At 65.3% G+C, this 13,434-nt stretch carries 11 protein-coding genes; 6 read left to right on the forward strand and 5 right to left on the reverse strand.

The window, feature by feature from the left end; all coding sequences use genetic code 11:
• Positions 1-115 precede the first annotated feature (115 nt).
• Positions 116-1,252, forward strand: a complete 1,137-nt coding sequence (gene rpfG, locus ISN38_RS19085) for a cyclic di-GMP phosphodiesterase response regulator RpfG (RefSeq protein ID WP_003465518.1) — start codon at positions 116-118, stop codon at positions 1,250-1,252.
• A 1-nt stretch (position 1,253) separates the two neighbouring features.
• Positions 1,254-3,425 (forward strand): response regulator, encoded by a 2,172-nt coding sequence (locus ISN38_RS19090; protein WP_206711977.1) that lies wholly within the window; start codon positions 1,254-1,256, stop codon positions 3,423-3,425.
• A 66-nt stretch (positions 3,426-3,491) separates the two neighbouring features.
• Here ISN38_RS19090 and ISN38_RS19095 read toward each other — a convergent pair whose 3' ends face one another.
• Together ISN38_RS19095 and rpfB are read right to left on the reverse strand one after the other, a co-directional pair.
• Complete coding sequence (locus ISN38_RS19095; RefSeq protein WP_058362390.1) at positions 3,492-4,361, reverse strand: crotonase/enoyl-CoA hydratase family protein; 870 nt, start codon at positions 4,359-4,361, stop codon at positions 3,492-3,494.
• A gap of 155 nt (positions 4,362-4,516) precedes the next feature.
• Positions 4,517-6,196 (reverse strand): fatty acyl-CoA ligase RpfB, encoded by a 1,680-nt coding sequence (rpfB, locus tag ISN38_RS19100; protein WP_206711978.1) that lies wholly within the window; start codon positions 6,194-6,196, stop codon positions 4,517-4,519.
• Between the two features lie 78 nt (positions 6,197-6,274).
• Between rpfB and ISN38_RS19105 the strand changes: the two genes are divergently transcribed.
• On the forward strand, positions 6,275-6,550 hold the full coding sequence (locus ISN38_RS19105) for a hypothetical protein (RefSeq protein ID WP_230811710.1): 276 nt from the start codon (positions 6,275-6,277) through the stop codon (positions 6,548-6,550).
• Positions 6,551-6,764: 214 nt separating this feature from the next.
• On the opposite strand, the gene acnA is transcribed toward ISN38_RS19105, so the two are convergent.
• On the reverse strand, positions 6,765-9,533 hold the full coding sequence (gene acnA / locus ISN38_RS19110) for an aconitate hydratase AcnA (RefSeq protein WP_058361355.1): 2,769 nt from the start codon (positions 9,531-9,533) through the stop codon (positions 6,765-6,767).
• Between the two features lie 148 nt (positions 9,534-9,681).
• Here acnA and ISN38_RS19115 point away from each other — a divergent pair, with 148 nt between their 5' ends.
• The 3 genes from ISN38_RS19115 to acnB are packed head-to-tail and all read left to right on the forward strand — an operon-like array spanning position 9,682 to position 12,994.
• Positions 9,682-9,939: an AbrB/MazE/SpoVT family DNA-binding domain-containing protein gene (locus ISN38_RS19115; protein WP_003465530.1), complete on the forward strand. Its 258-nt coding sequence runs from the start codon at positions 9,682-9,684 to the stop codon at positions 9,937-9,939.
• A complete protein-coding gene (locus ISN38_RS19120; protein WP_003465531.1) occupies positions 9,936-10,343 on the forward strand; it encodes a type II toxin-antitoxin system VapC family toxin in 408 nt (135 codons plus the stop codon). The genes ISN38_RS19115 and ISN38_RS19120 overlap by 4 nt, the downstream gene beginning before the upstream one ends.
• Positions 10,344-10,402: 59 nt before the next feature.
• On the forward strand, positions 10,403-12,994 hold the full coding sequence (gene acnB / locus ISN38_RS19125; RefSeq protein ID WP_003465532.1) for a bifunctional aconitate hydratase 2/2-methylisocitrate dehydratase: 2,592 nt from the start codon (positions 10,403-10,405) through the stop codon (positions 12,992-12,994).
• A gap of 1 nt (position 12,995) precedes the next feature.
• Here the strand turns inward: acnB and ISN38_RS19130 are convergent, their stop codons facing one another.
• Positions 12,996-13,163: a hypothetical protein gene (locus ISN38_RS19130; RefSeq protein WP_155522237.1), complete on the reverse strand. Its 168-nt coding sequence runs from the start codon at positions 13,161-13,163 to the stop codon at positions 12,996-12,998.
• Positions 13,164-13,295: 132 nt separating this feature from the next.
• The gene (locus tag ISN38_RS20640) at positions 13,296-13,427 is read right to left on the reverse strand and encodes a hypothetical protein (protein ID WP_261229442.1); all 132 of its coding nucleotides are present in this window, start codon (positions 13,425-13,427) and stop codon (positions 13,296-13,298) included.
• Positions 13,428-13,434: the final 7 nt, after the last annotated feature.

A 13,434-nucleotide genomic window follows, 5' to 3' on the forward strand; every position in this document is an offset into this window, starting at 1 on the left:
AAGCAAGTGGTTGGCAAGCAAGCGGAAGTGAGGCGGTTGAGTCGGCGCGGCCGGCGCCGGAGCGTTTCCCGTTGTTGTCCCAGCAACCCGATGCCCATGGGCGAGAGGATCGCAGATGCAAGATGCCAGCATGAGCCTGTCAGGAGTATCCTCCAGCAGCGACCGCCCGGACTGGGCGCAGGGGGCGGACAATCGCTTGAACATCGTCATCGTCGACGATCAGACGTCCGCGCGCACGATGCTGCGCCACGTGATCGAGGACATCGCCCCGGAGCTCACCGTTCGCGACTTCGGCGACTCGCAGGCCGCACTGGCCTGGTGCGAGGCCGGCAAGGTCGACCTGTTGCTGCTCGATTACCGCATGCCCGGCATGGACGGGCTGGAGTTCGCGCGGCGGCTGCGGCGGCTGCCCAAGCACCGCGACATTCCGATCATCCTGATCACCGTGGTCGGCGACGAGCCGATCCGCCAGGCCGCGCTGGAAGCCGGGATCATCGACTTCCTGGTCAAGCCGATCCGCCCGCGCGAACTGCGCGCGCGCTGCCACAACCTGCTGCAGTTGCGGCTGCAGAGCGAAAACATCAAGCAGCGCGCGATGTCGCTGGAGCAGCGCCTGCTGGCGAGCATGCGCGAGGTCGAGGAGCGCGAGCGGGAGACCCTGTCGCGGCTGGCGCGGGCGATCGAGTACCGCGACGCCGGAACCAGCGCCTACCTGGAGCGGATGGCGCACGTGGCCGGCCTGATCGCCGAGCAGCTGGGCCTGTCCGAGGACGAGGTGCGGGTCATCGAGATGGCCGCGAGCCTGCACGACATGGGCAAGATCGCCATTCCCGATGCGGTGCTGCTCAAGCCCGGCAAGCTGAACGAGGAGGAGATGGCGGTGATGCGCATGCACCCGCGCATCGGCTACGAACTGCTCAGCGGCAGCCAGAACCGCTTCATCCAGGTCGGCGCGCTGATCGCACTGCGCCACCATGAGCGTTACGATGGCAGCGGATACCCCGACGGCCTGGTCGGCGACGCGATCCCCCTGGAGGCGCGGATCGTGGCGGTCGCCGACGTCTTCGACGCGCTGATCTCGCCGCGTCCCTACAAGGAAGCCTGGACCATGGATGCGACCCTCGCCTATCTCTACGCGCAACGCGGCCGTCTGTTCGACCCGCGCTGCGTGGACGCGCTGTTCCGCGGGCGCGAGCAGTTGCACATGATCTGCGAGAAGTTCTCGACAGCCTCGGTTCGGCCGGGGGTGTGAGATGATGTCAGCGATCGCCTGGTTACGACATCGGCTCGGGCAGTGCAAGGACACGGAGCACGCACAGGCATTGGTGCGCATCTTGCTGATCTCGATCATCCTGAGCTACGTTTTCTTGCCCGGTCCGCGCGCTACGCTGCCGCTGCGCCAGTACCTGGAAGTGGTCGCAGTCGTTGCGTCCGGATTGGTGCTTTCCTTTGGGGTGCTGCTGTGGTTGTTATGGCGGCCGGAACGTTCCGATTTGCGGCGGATCATCGGGATGATCGCCGACTATGGCCTGATCGCCTGCGCCATGGTGGGCATGGGCGAGCCGCTGGCCTGGATGTACGTGGTGGTGATGTGGGTGACGGTGGGCAACGGGTTGCGCTATGGCACCGGCTACCTGTATCTGGCGGTCGCGATGGGGGGGCTCAGCTTCGGCACGACGGTGCTGGTCACACCTTACTGGCGTGAAAATATCCGTTTAGGCATCGGTCTGCTGATCGGTCTTTTGGCTGTCCCCTTGTACGTTTCCGGACTGCTTCGACAGCTGACCAGCGCAACCAAGGAGGCACAGCGCGCCAATGGGGCGAAGAGCCGATTTCTGGCCAACATGAGCCACGAATTTCGGACTCCACTCAATGGCCTATCCGGCATGACCGAACTGTTGTCCGCGACGAAGCTGGACGCCGAGCAACGCGAATGTGTGAGCACGATTCAGGCATCTGCCCGCAGTCTGTTGTCGCTGGTCGAGGAAGTGCTGGATATCTCCGCGATTGAGGCCGGAAAGGTCCGAATCAACAAAAGCGAGTTTTCGCTTCGTGAAAGCGTAGATCAGATCGGATTGATCCTGCAGCCGCAAGCGCGTTCCAAAGCGATCGGTTACCACGTCGAGATCGGACCCGACGTGCCGGATCGTTTGTCCGGAGATGTGGGTCACCTGCGTCAAATTTTGTTGAATCTGGCTGGGAATGCCGTCAAGTTCACCGAGCTGGGCCGCATAGACATTCGTGTGCGTCTGTTGAAGATCGAGAGTGGCCTCACATGGCTCAGTTTCGACATTGTCGATACCGGGATCGGCGTGCCTGTGTCGATGCGCTCGCGGCTGTTCGACGCGTTCGAGCAGGCCGATGTGGGCCTGGCTCGTCGCTACGAAGGGACGGGGTTGGGGACGACGATCGCCAAAGGACTGGTCGAGTCGATGGGCGGAAGCATCGGCTATCAGGAAAATCCGCCTTGTGGCAGCCGTTTCTGGTTTGATCTTCCATTCGAGGCAAGTGGATTTGCCTCGCTGGCGGGGGATGCGCAGATATCTGCGATGCCGTCCGAGGACCTTCAGCAGACCGGTAATGTCATCGCGTTCTCGGACCCGTTCCTGCGCCACCGCGCGCGGGTTCGCGGGATGCGCATTCTGGTCGCCGACGACCATGCCGCCAACCGTATGGTGCTGCAGCGCATGCTGCAGAAGGCTGGGCACCGTGCGATCTGCGTCGATGGCGCCGAGGCGGTGCTTGATGCGTTGGCCGAAAGCGAATTCGACGCGGTGATCGTCGATCTGCACATGCCGGGCATGAGCGGACTGGACATGCTCAAGCAGCTGTGGGTAATGCAGGCCGGCGGGCCGCGCACGCCGGTGGTGGTGCTCAGTGCCGATGTCACCCCGGAGTCGATTCAGCGCTGCGAGCAGGCCGGAGCGCATACCTTTCTGGCCAAGCCGGTGGTGGCGAATCGATTGCTGGACACGCTCACCGACATCGCTACCGACGGCAGACTGCGTGGCACCAATGAGACATTGGGGCGTCCGGTCGCCTCATCGATCGAAGGCGTGCTGGATCCGTCCGTTCTCGACGAACTGGCCGGACTCGGCATAGGCGATGGCTTCGAACGCGAATTCATTTCGCAATGCCTCAACGATGCCGAGGGTTGTCTCGGCGGCATGCAGGTGGCTGGGGATGCCGAGCACTGGGAACGTCTGCGCGAGCACGCGCATGCGATCAAGGGCGTGGCAAGCAATCTGGGGCTGGTGAAGCTGGCCAACCTGGGCGGTGAATTGATGCAGATGGCCGAATGGCAGATGCGCAGCGAGTGGCGGCAACGGCTGATGGCGCTCAACGCCAGTCTGACCCAAGGCCGCGAGGCACTTGAGTTTCGTGCGCGTCGAAGCGCGGCATCCGATGGGAGCGAAATTCGCTAGTGCCCCTCCCTGGTGGAGCCCAGCACTAGGCTGGGCCGGCCCTCTGGCCACTGGCATCCATGCTGATCAGGCGGCTACATCCTGTAAACGACGGGTCTGCGCGCGTACCAGCCGATCCATCGTGCGTAGCGATTTTTCGTCCAGAGCCAAGGCGGAATCCACCCATACCTCGGTGATGGCCTTCAACTCTTGTAGGGATACGGGTTGCGCGAGATTGCGTGCTGCATTCATTGCCAGATACGAATGCCGGTTGCGTCGCTGATTGCGGATAAGCTCGCTTACTGCGGCTGCTCCTTGGTTCCTTGGAACCAGTACATCGACTATTCCCATCGCATGCATCTGTTCGCTGCTGTAGAGATTTCCTTCCAGGATGATTTTCTCAGCAAGCTGTGGCGGCATTCGCTTGCATAGGAACGAGTACGCGCCCATGCCGGGAAACAGCCCAAACATCACCTCCGGTAGGCCCATCGTCACGCCTTCTTCGGCAACGATGGTATGACAGGCCAGAGCAATCTCCAGGCCGCCGCCCAGTGCATCGCCTTGCACGAGTGCGATCGTACGCACGTCTCCAGCTAATCCCCGAGACAGTTGATGGACGCCAGTCACGCACCGATATGCGTAGTTGAGTAACTGGTTGCGGTCTTGTCTACGGATCAGGTCGGAAAAAAGCGCAAGATCGCCGCCTAAGTTGAAGACGTTGGCATCGGAAGCGATCACCAGATGCTTCAGCGAAAGTTTTTGCTGCTGCAGCTCATGGCTTGTGAGGGCGCTGAGTGCGGCCAATACATCGTCGAGCATCTGGCTCTGGAAGCAAGGATGAGTACCGGGTTGTCGGCCTGCATGCATGTATAGCCAATGGTTGTCGTTGGCGCCGTCCGAATCGACGCGGATGGTGGAATAGGAGCGGGAACGGGGTAGCGTGTCGATCATGCTCATGGCAGGGTTCTCGGAAGAATCGCCCGCGGAGAGGACGTGGCGCAGCGGGCGAGTGCGTTTCCACCCGGGCGATGCTACACCTGGCCTTTGCTCTCGGTATTTGCTTTACTGACGGTCGCCGCGGGGGCTGGGTTGCCCCTTGCGTGTCTGGACCGCTACGCCTGGTTATCGCGCAATTCCCGCCGCAGGATCTTGCCGACGTTGGTCTTGGGCAGTTCCTTGCGGAACTCGACGATGCGCGGATGCTTGTAGCCGGTCAGGTTGGCGCGGGCGTGGGCCTTGACGTCCTCGGCGGTGAGGTTGGGGTCCTTCTTGACGATGACCACCTTGACCACTTCGCCGGACTTCTCGTCCGGCACCCCGACCGCGGCCACTTCCAGCACGCCGGGCATCATCGCGATCACGTCCTCGACCTCGTTCGGGTACACGTTGAAGCCGGAGACCAGGATCATGTCCTTCTTGCGGTCGACGATGTAGAAGAAGCCCTGCGGATCCATCCGCGCCATATCGCCGGTGTGCAGCCAGCCGTCGGCATCGATGGCGCCGGCGGTTTCCTCGGGGCGGCGCCAGTAGCCCTTCATCACCTGCGGACCCTGGATGCACAGTTCGCCGACCTCGCCGGGCGCCAGGATCTGGCCCTGGTCGTCCTTGACGCAGGCGTCGGTGGACGGGATCGGCAGGCCAATGGCGCCGTTGTAGTCCTGCAGCGTCAGCGGGTTGATGCAGGCGGCAGGCGAGGTCTCGGTCAGGCCGTAGGCCTCGACCAGGGTCACCCCGGTCACCTGCTTCCAGCGCTCGGCCACGGCGCGCTGCACCGCCATGCCGCCGCCCAGGGTGAACTTCAGGGTCGAGAAATCCACCTTGTCGAAGCCGGGCGTATTGAGCAGGCCGTTGAACAGGGTGTTGACCCCGGTGAAGGCGGTGAAGCGGGTCTTCTGCAACTCCTTGACGAAACCGGGCATGTCGCGCGGATTGCTGATCAGGTGGTTGAGGCCGCCGAGCTTCATGAACACCAGGCCGTTCGCGGTCAGCGCGAAGATGTGGTAGAGCGGCAGCGCGGTGATGATGACTTCCTTGCCTTCCTCCAGCTTGCCGGTCGCCGCGATCCAGGCGCCGGCCTGCAGCATGTTGGCGACCATATTGCGGTGAGTCAGCATCGCGCCCTTGGACACCCCGGTGGTGCCGCCGGTGTATTGCAGGAAGGCGATGTCGTCCGGCTCGATGTTCAGCAGCGGCAGCGTGTGCCGCCGGCCCAGGGTCAGCGTGTCGCGGAAGCGCACCGCGTTGGGGATGGCGTAATCGGGAACCAGCTTCTTGATGTACTTCAGCACGAAGTTGACCAACGGGCCCTTCGGGAAGCCGAGCATGTCGCCCAGGCCGGTGGTGATGACCTGCTTGAGCTGCGTGTCGGCCAGCACGTCCTGCACGGTCTTGCCGAAGTTGTCGATCACCACGATCGCGCTGGCGCCGGAGTCGACCAGCTGGTGGCGCAGTTCGCGCGGCGTGTACAGCGGGTTGACGTTGACCACGGTCATGCCGGCCAGCAGCACGCCAAAGGTGGCGATCGGGTACTGCAGGCAGTTGGGCATCATCAGCGCAACGCGGTCGCCCTTCTTGAGTTGCAGTTCGCCCAGCAGGTAGGCGGCGAAATGCCTGGCCAGTTCGCCGGCCTCGCGGTAGGTCAGGGTCTTGCCGAAGTTGCAGTAGGCCGGACGGTCGCCGAACTTGGCGACGGAGGTTTCGAAGACGGCGGCGACGGATCGGTATTCATCGACATCGATCTCGGCGGGAATGCTGGCCGGATAACTCTGCAACCACGGACGTTCCTGACTCATGTACTCCCCCCTGGTATGGAATGCTGCGGCACGCCGACGCAACACTGCGGCATGGCGAGTGGCAGCATACCGTTCCGCATGGAAAAGACGAAACCGAGAGGCAATCCGATGCGTCAGGCGTGCGCGTGGGGATGCGGATGCGCGCTGCTCCTGGCCTTGCGCGGCTGCCAGCGCGATTCGGCGGAACCGCGGCTGCGCAAGGACATCGCCATTATGCAGCAGGCGCTGGAGAAACATCGCCTGCGCGATGCGATGGCGGTGCTGGCAGACGATTTCGCGGGCGAGGCGGGGATCGTGCTGCGCTGCACAACCTGTTGCGCGCGCAATTCCTGGTCAATGGCCGGATCGGCATGAGCAACGGGCCACTGTCGATCCAACTGCGGGGCGACAACCGCCAGCATCGAAAGGCAAGGGCTCCGTTCGGAAAACGCGGTGCCTTCAATCTATCGGTGTGGCAGCAAAGACCCGTACTTGGAAACGCGATGCCGATGCGCCAGCGGCGTGCACGAACGGCGATGCGTGCCCGCGCGAGCGCGACGGCGCGCGCAGGACACGCGCCGTCGCGACCTCAGGCCGCCTTGCGTGCCGCCAGCTGGCGCAGCACGTACTGCAGCAGGCCGCCGTGCTTGAAGTACTCCACTTCCTTCGGCGTCAGCAGCAGCACCTTGACCTGGAACTGCTTGACGCTGCCGTCGGCCTTCTTCGCATCGACCGTGGCGCGCTTGCTGGCGCCGTCCTGCAATCCGCTGATGTCCAACACCTCCGAACCGTCCAGGCCCAGCGACTGCGCGTTCTCGTTGTCCAGGAACTGCAGCGGCAGCACGCCCATGCCGACCAGATTGGAGCGGTGGATGCGCTCGAAGCTCTCGGCGATCACCGCCTTGACCCCAAGCAGGTTGGTGCCCTTGGCCGCCCAGTCGCGCGAGGAGCCGGTGCCGTACTCTTTGCCGGCGATCACCACCAGCGGCACGCCGTCGGCCTTGTACTGCATCGCCGCGTCGTAGATCGCCAGCTTCTGCGGCTGCGTGCCGTCCGGCCCGCGGTAAAGCGTGGTGCCGCCTTCCTCGCCGCCGAACATCAGGTTCTTGATGCGGATGTTGGCGAAGGTGCCGCGCACCATCACGTCGTCGTTGCCGCGGCGGCTGCCGTAGCTGTTGAAGTCGGCCGGCTGCACGCCGTGTTCCTGCAGGAAGCGGCCCGCCGGCGAGTCCTTTTTGATGTTGCCGGCCGGGGAGATGTGGTCGGTGGTGATCGAGTCGCCGAACAAGCCGAGCACGCGCGCGCCGTGCACGTCGTTGACGCTGCCGACCTGCATGGTCATGCCGTCGAAGTAGGGCGGGTTCTTGATGTAGGTGGACGCCGCGTCCCAGGCGTACAGCTCGCCGTCGGGCGAGGCGATGGCGGCCCAGCGGCTGTCGCCCTTGAACACGTCGGCATAGTTCTGCTTGAACATTTCCGGGCCGACGGTGGCGGCGATGGTGTCGCCGATTTCCTTGTTGCTCGGCCAGATGTCGCGCAAATACACCGGTTGGCCGTCGCTGCCGGTGCCGAGCGGGTCGCGGCTCAGGTCGATGTCGGTGGTGCCGGCGATGGCGTAGGCGACCACCAGCGGCGGCGAGGCCAGGTAGTTCATCTTCACTTCCGGGTGCACGCGGCCTTCGAAGTTGCGGTTGCCCGACAGTACCGAGGCCACCACCAGGTCGTCCTTGGCGATCGCCGCGGACACGTCGTCCGGCAGCGGGCCGGAATTGCCGATACAGGTGGTGCAGCCGTAGCCGACCACGTAGAAGCCGAGGCGTTCCAGGTCGTCCATGACCCCGGCCTTCTTCAGGTAGTCGGTGACCACCAGCGAGCCCGGCCCGAGCGAGGTCTTGACCCACGGCTGCGCCTTCAGGCCCTTGGCCACGGCGTTGCGCGCCAGCAACCCGGCGCCGAGCATCACCGCCGGATTGGAGGTGTTGGTGCAGGAGGTGATCGCGGCGATCACCACCGAGCCGTCGCGCAGCTGCCAGCCGGCGCCGCTGTCTTCGCCGGTCTCGGCCTGCGAGGCCTTGGCGCCGACCGCGGTGCCGCCGCCGCCTTCGTTCTTGAGCCGGTCTTCCTGCTTGAGGTCGCTATGGCGCTTGTGGCGCGCTTCGGCGAAGGGCACCAGGCTGTCGCGGAAATTGCGCTGCATGTCTTCCAGCAGCACCCGGTCCTGCGGCCGCTTGGGGCCGGCCAGCGATGGCTTGACCTGGCCCATGTCCAGTTCCAGCGTGGCGCTGTAGTCGGCCTGCGCGGTGTCGGCGTCGTGCCACAGGCCCTGCGCCTTGGCGTAGGCCTCGACCAGCGCGATCTGCTCCTCGCTGCGCCCGGACAGGCGCAGGTAGGTCAGCGATTCGGCATCGACCGGGAAGATGCCGCAGGTGGCGCCGTACTCCGGCGCCATGTTGCCGATGGTGGCGCGATCGGCCAGCGGCAGGTGCTGCAGTCCCTCGCCGAAGAATTCGACGAACTTGCCGACCACGCCGTGCTTGCGCAGCATCTGCGTCACCGTCAGTACCAGGTCGGTGGCGGTGGCGCCTTCGGGCAGCCTGCCGGTCAGCTTGAAGCCGACCACCTGCGGGATCAGCATCGACGAGGGCTGGCCGAGCATCGCCGCTTCCGCTTCGATGCCGCCCACGCCCCAGCCGAGCACGCCGATGCCGTTGATCATGGTGGTATGGCTGTCGGTGCCGAATACCGTGTCCGGATAGGCGATTGCTTCGCCGTCGCGCTCGCCGGTCATCACCACCCGCGCCAGGTGCTCCAGGTTGACCTGGTGCACGATGCCGGTGTTCGGCGGCACCACCTTGAAGTTGTCGAATGCCTTCTGGCCCCAGCGCAGGAAGCCGTAGCGTTCCTGGTTGCGCTGGAATTCGATCTTGCCGTTGAGATCGAGCGCATCGGCCTTGCCGAACACGTCCACCTGCACCGAATGGTCGATCACCAGTTCCGAGGGGATCAGCGGATTGATCTGCTCCGGGCGCCCGCCAAGCTTGACCACCGCATCGCGCATCGCGGCCAGATCGACCACGCACGGCACGCCGGTGAAGTCCTGCAGCACCACCCGCGCCGGCATGAATGCGATCTCGGTGTCGGGCTCCGCCTTGGGATCCCACTTCGCCACCGCTTCGATGTGGTCCTTGCCGACGCTGACGCCGCCGTCCTCGTGGCGCAGCAGGTTTTCCAGCAGGATCTTCAGCGAGTAGGGCAGGCGGGAGATGTCGAAGCGCTCGGCGAGCTTGGGCAGGCTGTAGTAGGCGTAGCGTTTGCCGTTGACCTCGAGCGAGGTGCGGGTGGAAAAGGAATCGCTCATCACGGAACTCCTATGGCGTCGCGGCTGTAGGGACGGCACTCAGTCTGACCGATTCAGTGTGTACGGATGGTGTGACCGGCGCTGTATGCAGGCTTGAGTATGACGCCTGAAGTATGTAAAATTCGTACATACCTTGTGGAGCCTGCCCATGGAAGCCACCGTCGCCGAGCGCGGTCAGATCACCTTGCCCAAGGCCGTGCGCGACGCGCTGGGCCTGAGCAAGGGCACCATCCTGAAGGTGGAACTGGACGGCGGCCGCATCATCCTGCGCAAGAGCGTGGACGATGCGATCTCGCGCGCCCGCGGCCGCTTCAAGCTCGACGGCTTCGCGAGCACCGACGAGGCGATGCGCGCGATCCGCGGCCGCGCGCCGGGCGATCCGTTCGAACCCGCCGCCAAGCCATGATCGCGATCGACTCGTCGGTGCTGGTGGACCTGCTGGCCGACGGTCCGCAGGCCGACGCCACCGAAGCCTGCCTGCGCCAGTGCCTGAGCACCGGCCCGGTGGTGGTGTGCGACATCGTCCTGGCCGAGGTGTGCGGCGCGCTACGCGATGGTGCCGAGGCGCTGTCGGTGCTGGAGGACATGAGCATCCGCTTCAATGCGCTGGAAGCAAAGTCGGCGTTGCGCGCCGGCGAGATGCAGCGCCGTTTCCGCGCCCGCGGCGGCCAGCGCGAGCGGGTGGTGGCCGATTTCCTGATCGGCGCCCACGCGCTGCTGCAATGCGATGGCCTGATCACCCACGACGACGGATTTTTCCGCGACTACTTCAAGGGCCTGAAGATCATCAGGCCCAAGCCGTCCGCCTGACGCCGCCCCTTCGTTTACCGCTTACCGCTCACCCCTACCGAAATTTCCGGAGAACCCGCATGTTGGAAGCCTACCGCCACCACGTCGCAGAGCGCGCCGCGCTCGGTATCCCGCCGCTGCCGCTGAGCGCGCAGCAGACCGCCGAGGTCGTCGAGCTGCTGAAGCACCCGCCCGCCGGCGAAGAGTTGTTCCTGGTCGAGCTGCTGAGCCAGCGCGTGCCGGCCGGCGTCGACGACGCGGCCAAGGTCAAGGCTTCCTACCTTGCCGCGCTCGCCTTCGGCAGCGAGCAGTGCGCGCTGATCTCGCCCAAGCGCGCCACCGAACTGCTGGGCACCATGCTCGGTGGCTACAACATCCACCCGCTGATCGAGCTGCTGGACAACGCCGAGCTCGGCGCGGTCGCCGCCGAAGGCCTGAAGCACACGTTGCTGATCTTCGATGCGTTCCACGATGTGCAGGAAAAGGCCGAAGCCGGCAATGCGCACGCCAAGGCGGTGCTGCAGAGCTGGGCCGATGCCGAATGGTTCACCAGCAAGCCGGAAGTGCCGCAGAGCCTGACCGTCAGCGTGTTCAAGGTGCCGGGCGAGACCAATACCGACGACCTGTCGCCGGCGCCGGACGCGACCACGCGCCCGGACATCCCGCTGCACGCGCTGGCGATGCTGAAGAACAAGCGCGACGGTGCGGCGTTCGTGCCGGAAGAGGACGGCAAGCGCGGTCCGATCCAGGCGATCGCCGACCTCAAGGCCAAGGGCCACCTGGTCGCCTATGTCGGCGACGTGGTCGGCACCGGGTCCTCGCGCAAGTCGGCGACCAACTCGGTGCTGTGGTGGACCGGCGAGGACATTCCCTTCATTCCGAACAAGCGTTTCGGCGGCGTGTGCCTGGGTTCGAAGATTGCGCCGATCTTCTACAACACCATGGAAGACGCCGGTGCGCTGCCGATCGAGCTGGACGTGTCGCAGATGGAGCACGGCGACGTCGTCGAGCTGCGCCCGTACGACGGCAAAGCGCTGAAGAACGGGCAGGTGATCGCCGAGTTCGCGATGAAGTCGGACGTGCTGTTCGACGAAGTGCGCGCCGGCGGCCGCATCCCGTTGATCGTCGGCCGCGGCCTGACCGCCAAGGCGCGCGAGTTCCTCGGCCTGCCGGCCTCGGACCTGTTCCGCCTGCCGATGGTGCCGCCGGATACCGGCAAGGGCTTTTCGCTGGCGCAGAAGATGGTCGGCCGCGCCTGCGGTTTGCCGGAAGGCGAGGGCATGCGTCCGGGCACCTATTGCGAGCCGAAGATGACCTCGGTGGGCTCGCAGGACACCACCGGGCCGATGACCCGCGACGAGCTGAAGGACCTGGCCTGCCTGGGCTTTTCCGCCGACCTGGTGATGCAGTCGTTCTGCCACACCGCCGCGTATCCGAAGCCGGTGGACGTCAAGACCCACCACAGCCTGCCGGAGTTCATCTCCACCCGCGGCGGCGTGTCGCTGCGTCCGGGCGACGGCGTGATCCACAGCTGGCTCAACCGCATGCTGCTGCCCGACACGGTCGGCACCGGCGGCGACTCGCACACCCGTTTCCCGATCGGCATCTCGTTCCCGGCCGGCTCCGGCCTGGTCGCGTTCGCCGCCGCCACCGGGGTCATGCCGCTGGACATGCCGGAGAGCGTGCTGGTGCGCTTCAAGGGCGAGATGCAGCCGGGCGTGACCTTGCGCGACCTGGTCAACGCGATCCCGCTGTACGCGATCAAGGACGGCCTGCTGACCGTGGCCAAGCAGGGCAAGAAGAACATCTTCTCCGGCCGCATCCTCGAAATCGAAGGCTTGCCGAACCTGAAGGTGGAGCAGGCGTTCGAGCTGTCCGACGCCTCGGCCGAACGTTCGGCCGCCGGTTGCTCGGTGCGCCTGGACAAGGCGCCGATCATCGAATACCTGACCAGCAACATCACCCTGCTGCGCTGGATGATCGCCGAGGGCTACGCCGATGCGCGCACCCTGGGCCGGCGCATCAAGAAGATGGAAGAGTGGCTGGCCGATCCGCAGCTGCTCGAGCCGGACGCCGATGCCGAGTACGCCGCGGTGATCGAGATCGACCTGGCCGACATCCACGAGCCGATCGTGGCTTGCCCGAACGATCCGGACGACGTCAAGACGCTGTCCGAGGTCGCCGGCGCGGCGATCGACGAGGTGTTCATCGGGTCGTGCATGACCAACATCGGCCACTTCCGCGCCGCGGCCAAGCTGCTGGAAGGCAAGCGCGACATTCCGACCCGGCTGTGGGTCGCGCCGCCGACCAAGATGGACGCCTCCGAGCTGACCAAGGAAGGCCACTACGGCACCTTTGGCGCGGCCGGCGCGCGCATGGAAATGCCGGGCTGCTCGCTGTGCATGGGCAACCAGGCGCAGGCGCGCGAAGGCGCCACGGTGTTCTCCACCTCCACCCGCAACTTCCCCAACCGCCTGGGCCGCAACACCAACGTGTACCTGGGCTCGGCGGAACTGGCGGCGATCTGCTCGCGCCTGGGCCGCATCCCGACCAAGGACGAGTACATGGCCGACGTGGGCGTGATCAAGACCAGCGGCGAGCAGATCTACCGCTACATGAACTTCGATCGGATCCAGGAATACCAGGACGTGGCCGATACGGTTTCCGCCTGATTCAAGGCGGTTCGATGTGCTGTCGTTCCATGGCGGCAACGCGAAGTGCAGGCTGCCTCAGGTTGATCGCGGTGAAGCCCATTTCGATGTCGTGGCTGTGCGGCGGCAAGTGTAGCTCGGCGGTCAGCGGCACGCTGTGGCCGCCGACGTCGAGCGACTGGATCCGCACCGGCGCGCCTGCGCGCGGCGCAGGCCGAGCGCGAGCGGATCGATCTGCGCGAAGCCGGAGATCAGCGGGAAGCACAGTTTGCCGTCGGCATCGCGCAGGCATGCCGGCTGGCCACCGCCGTTGGTTAGCGCATCACGCCTTCGCTGCCGGCCGACCACAGCCGCCTTGCTGCACCGGCTGGCTCAGGCTGACGCTGCCGGGCAAGCCGGGCAGGCGCTGCGGCGTGCCGTTCTCGCCGCCGGCGCCGACCGCAATGGCGTACACGCCGTGG

The organism is Xanthomonas translucens pv. undulosa (assembly GCF_017301775.1).
Taxonomy (GTDB): Bacteria; Pseudomonadota; Gammaproteobacteria; order Xanthomonadales; family Xanthomonadaceae; genus Xanthomonas_A; species Xanthomonas_A translucens.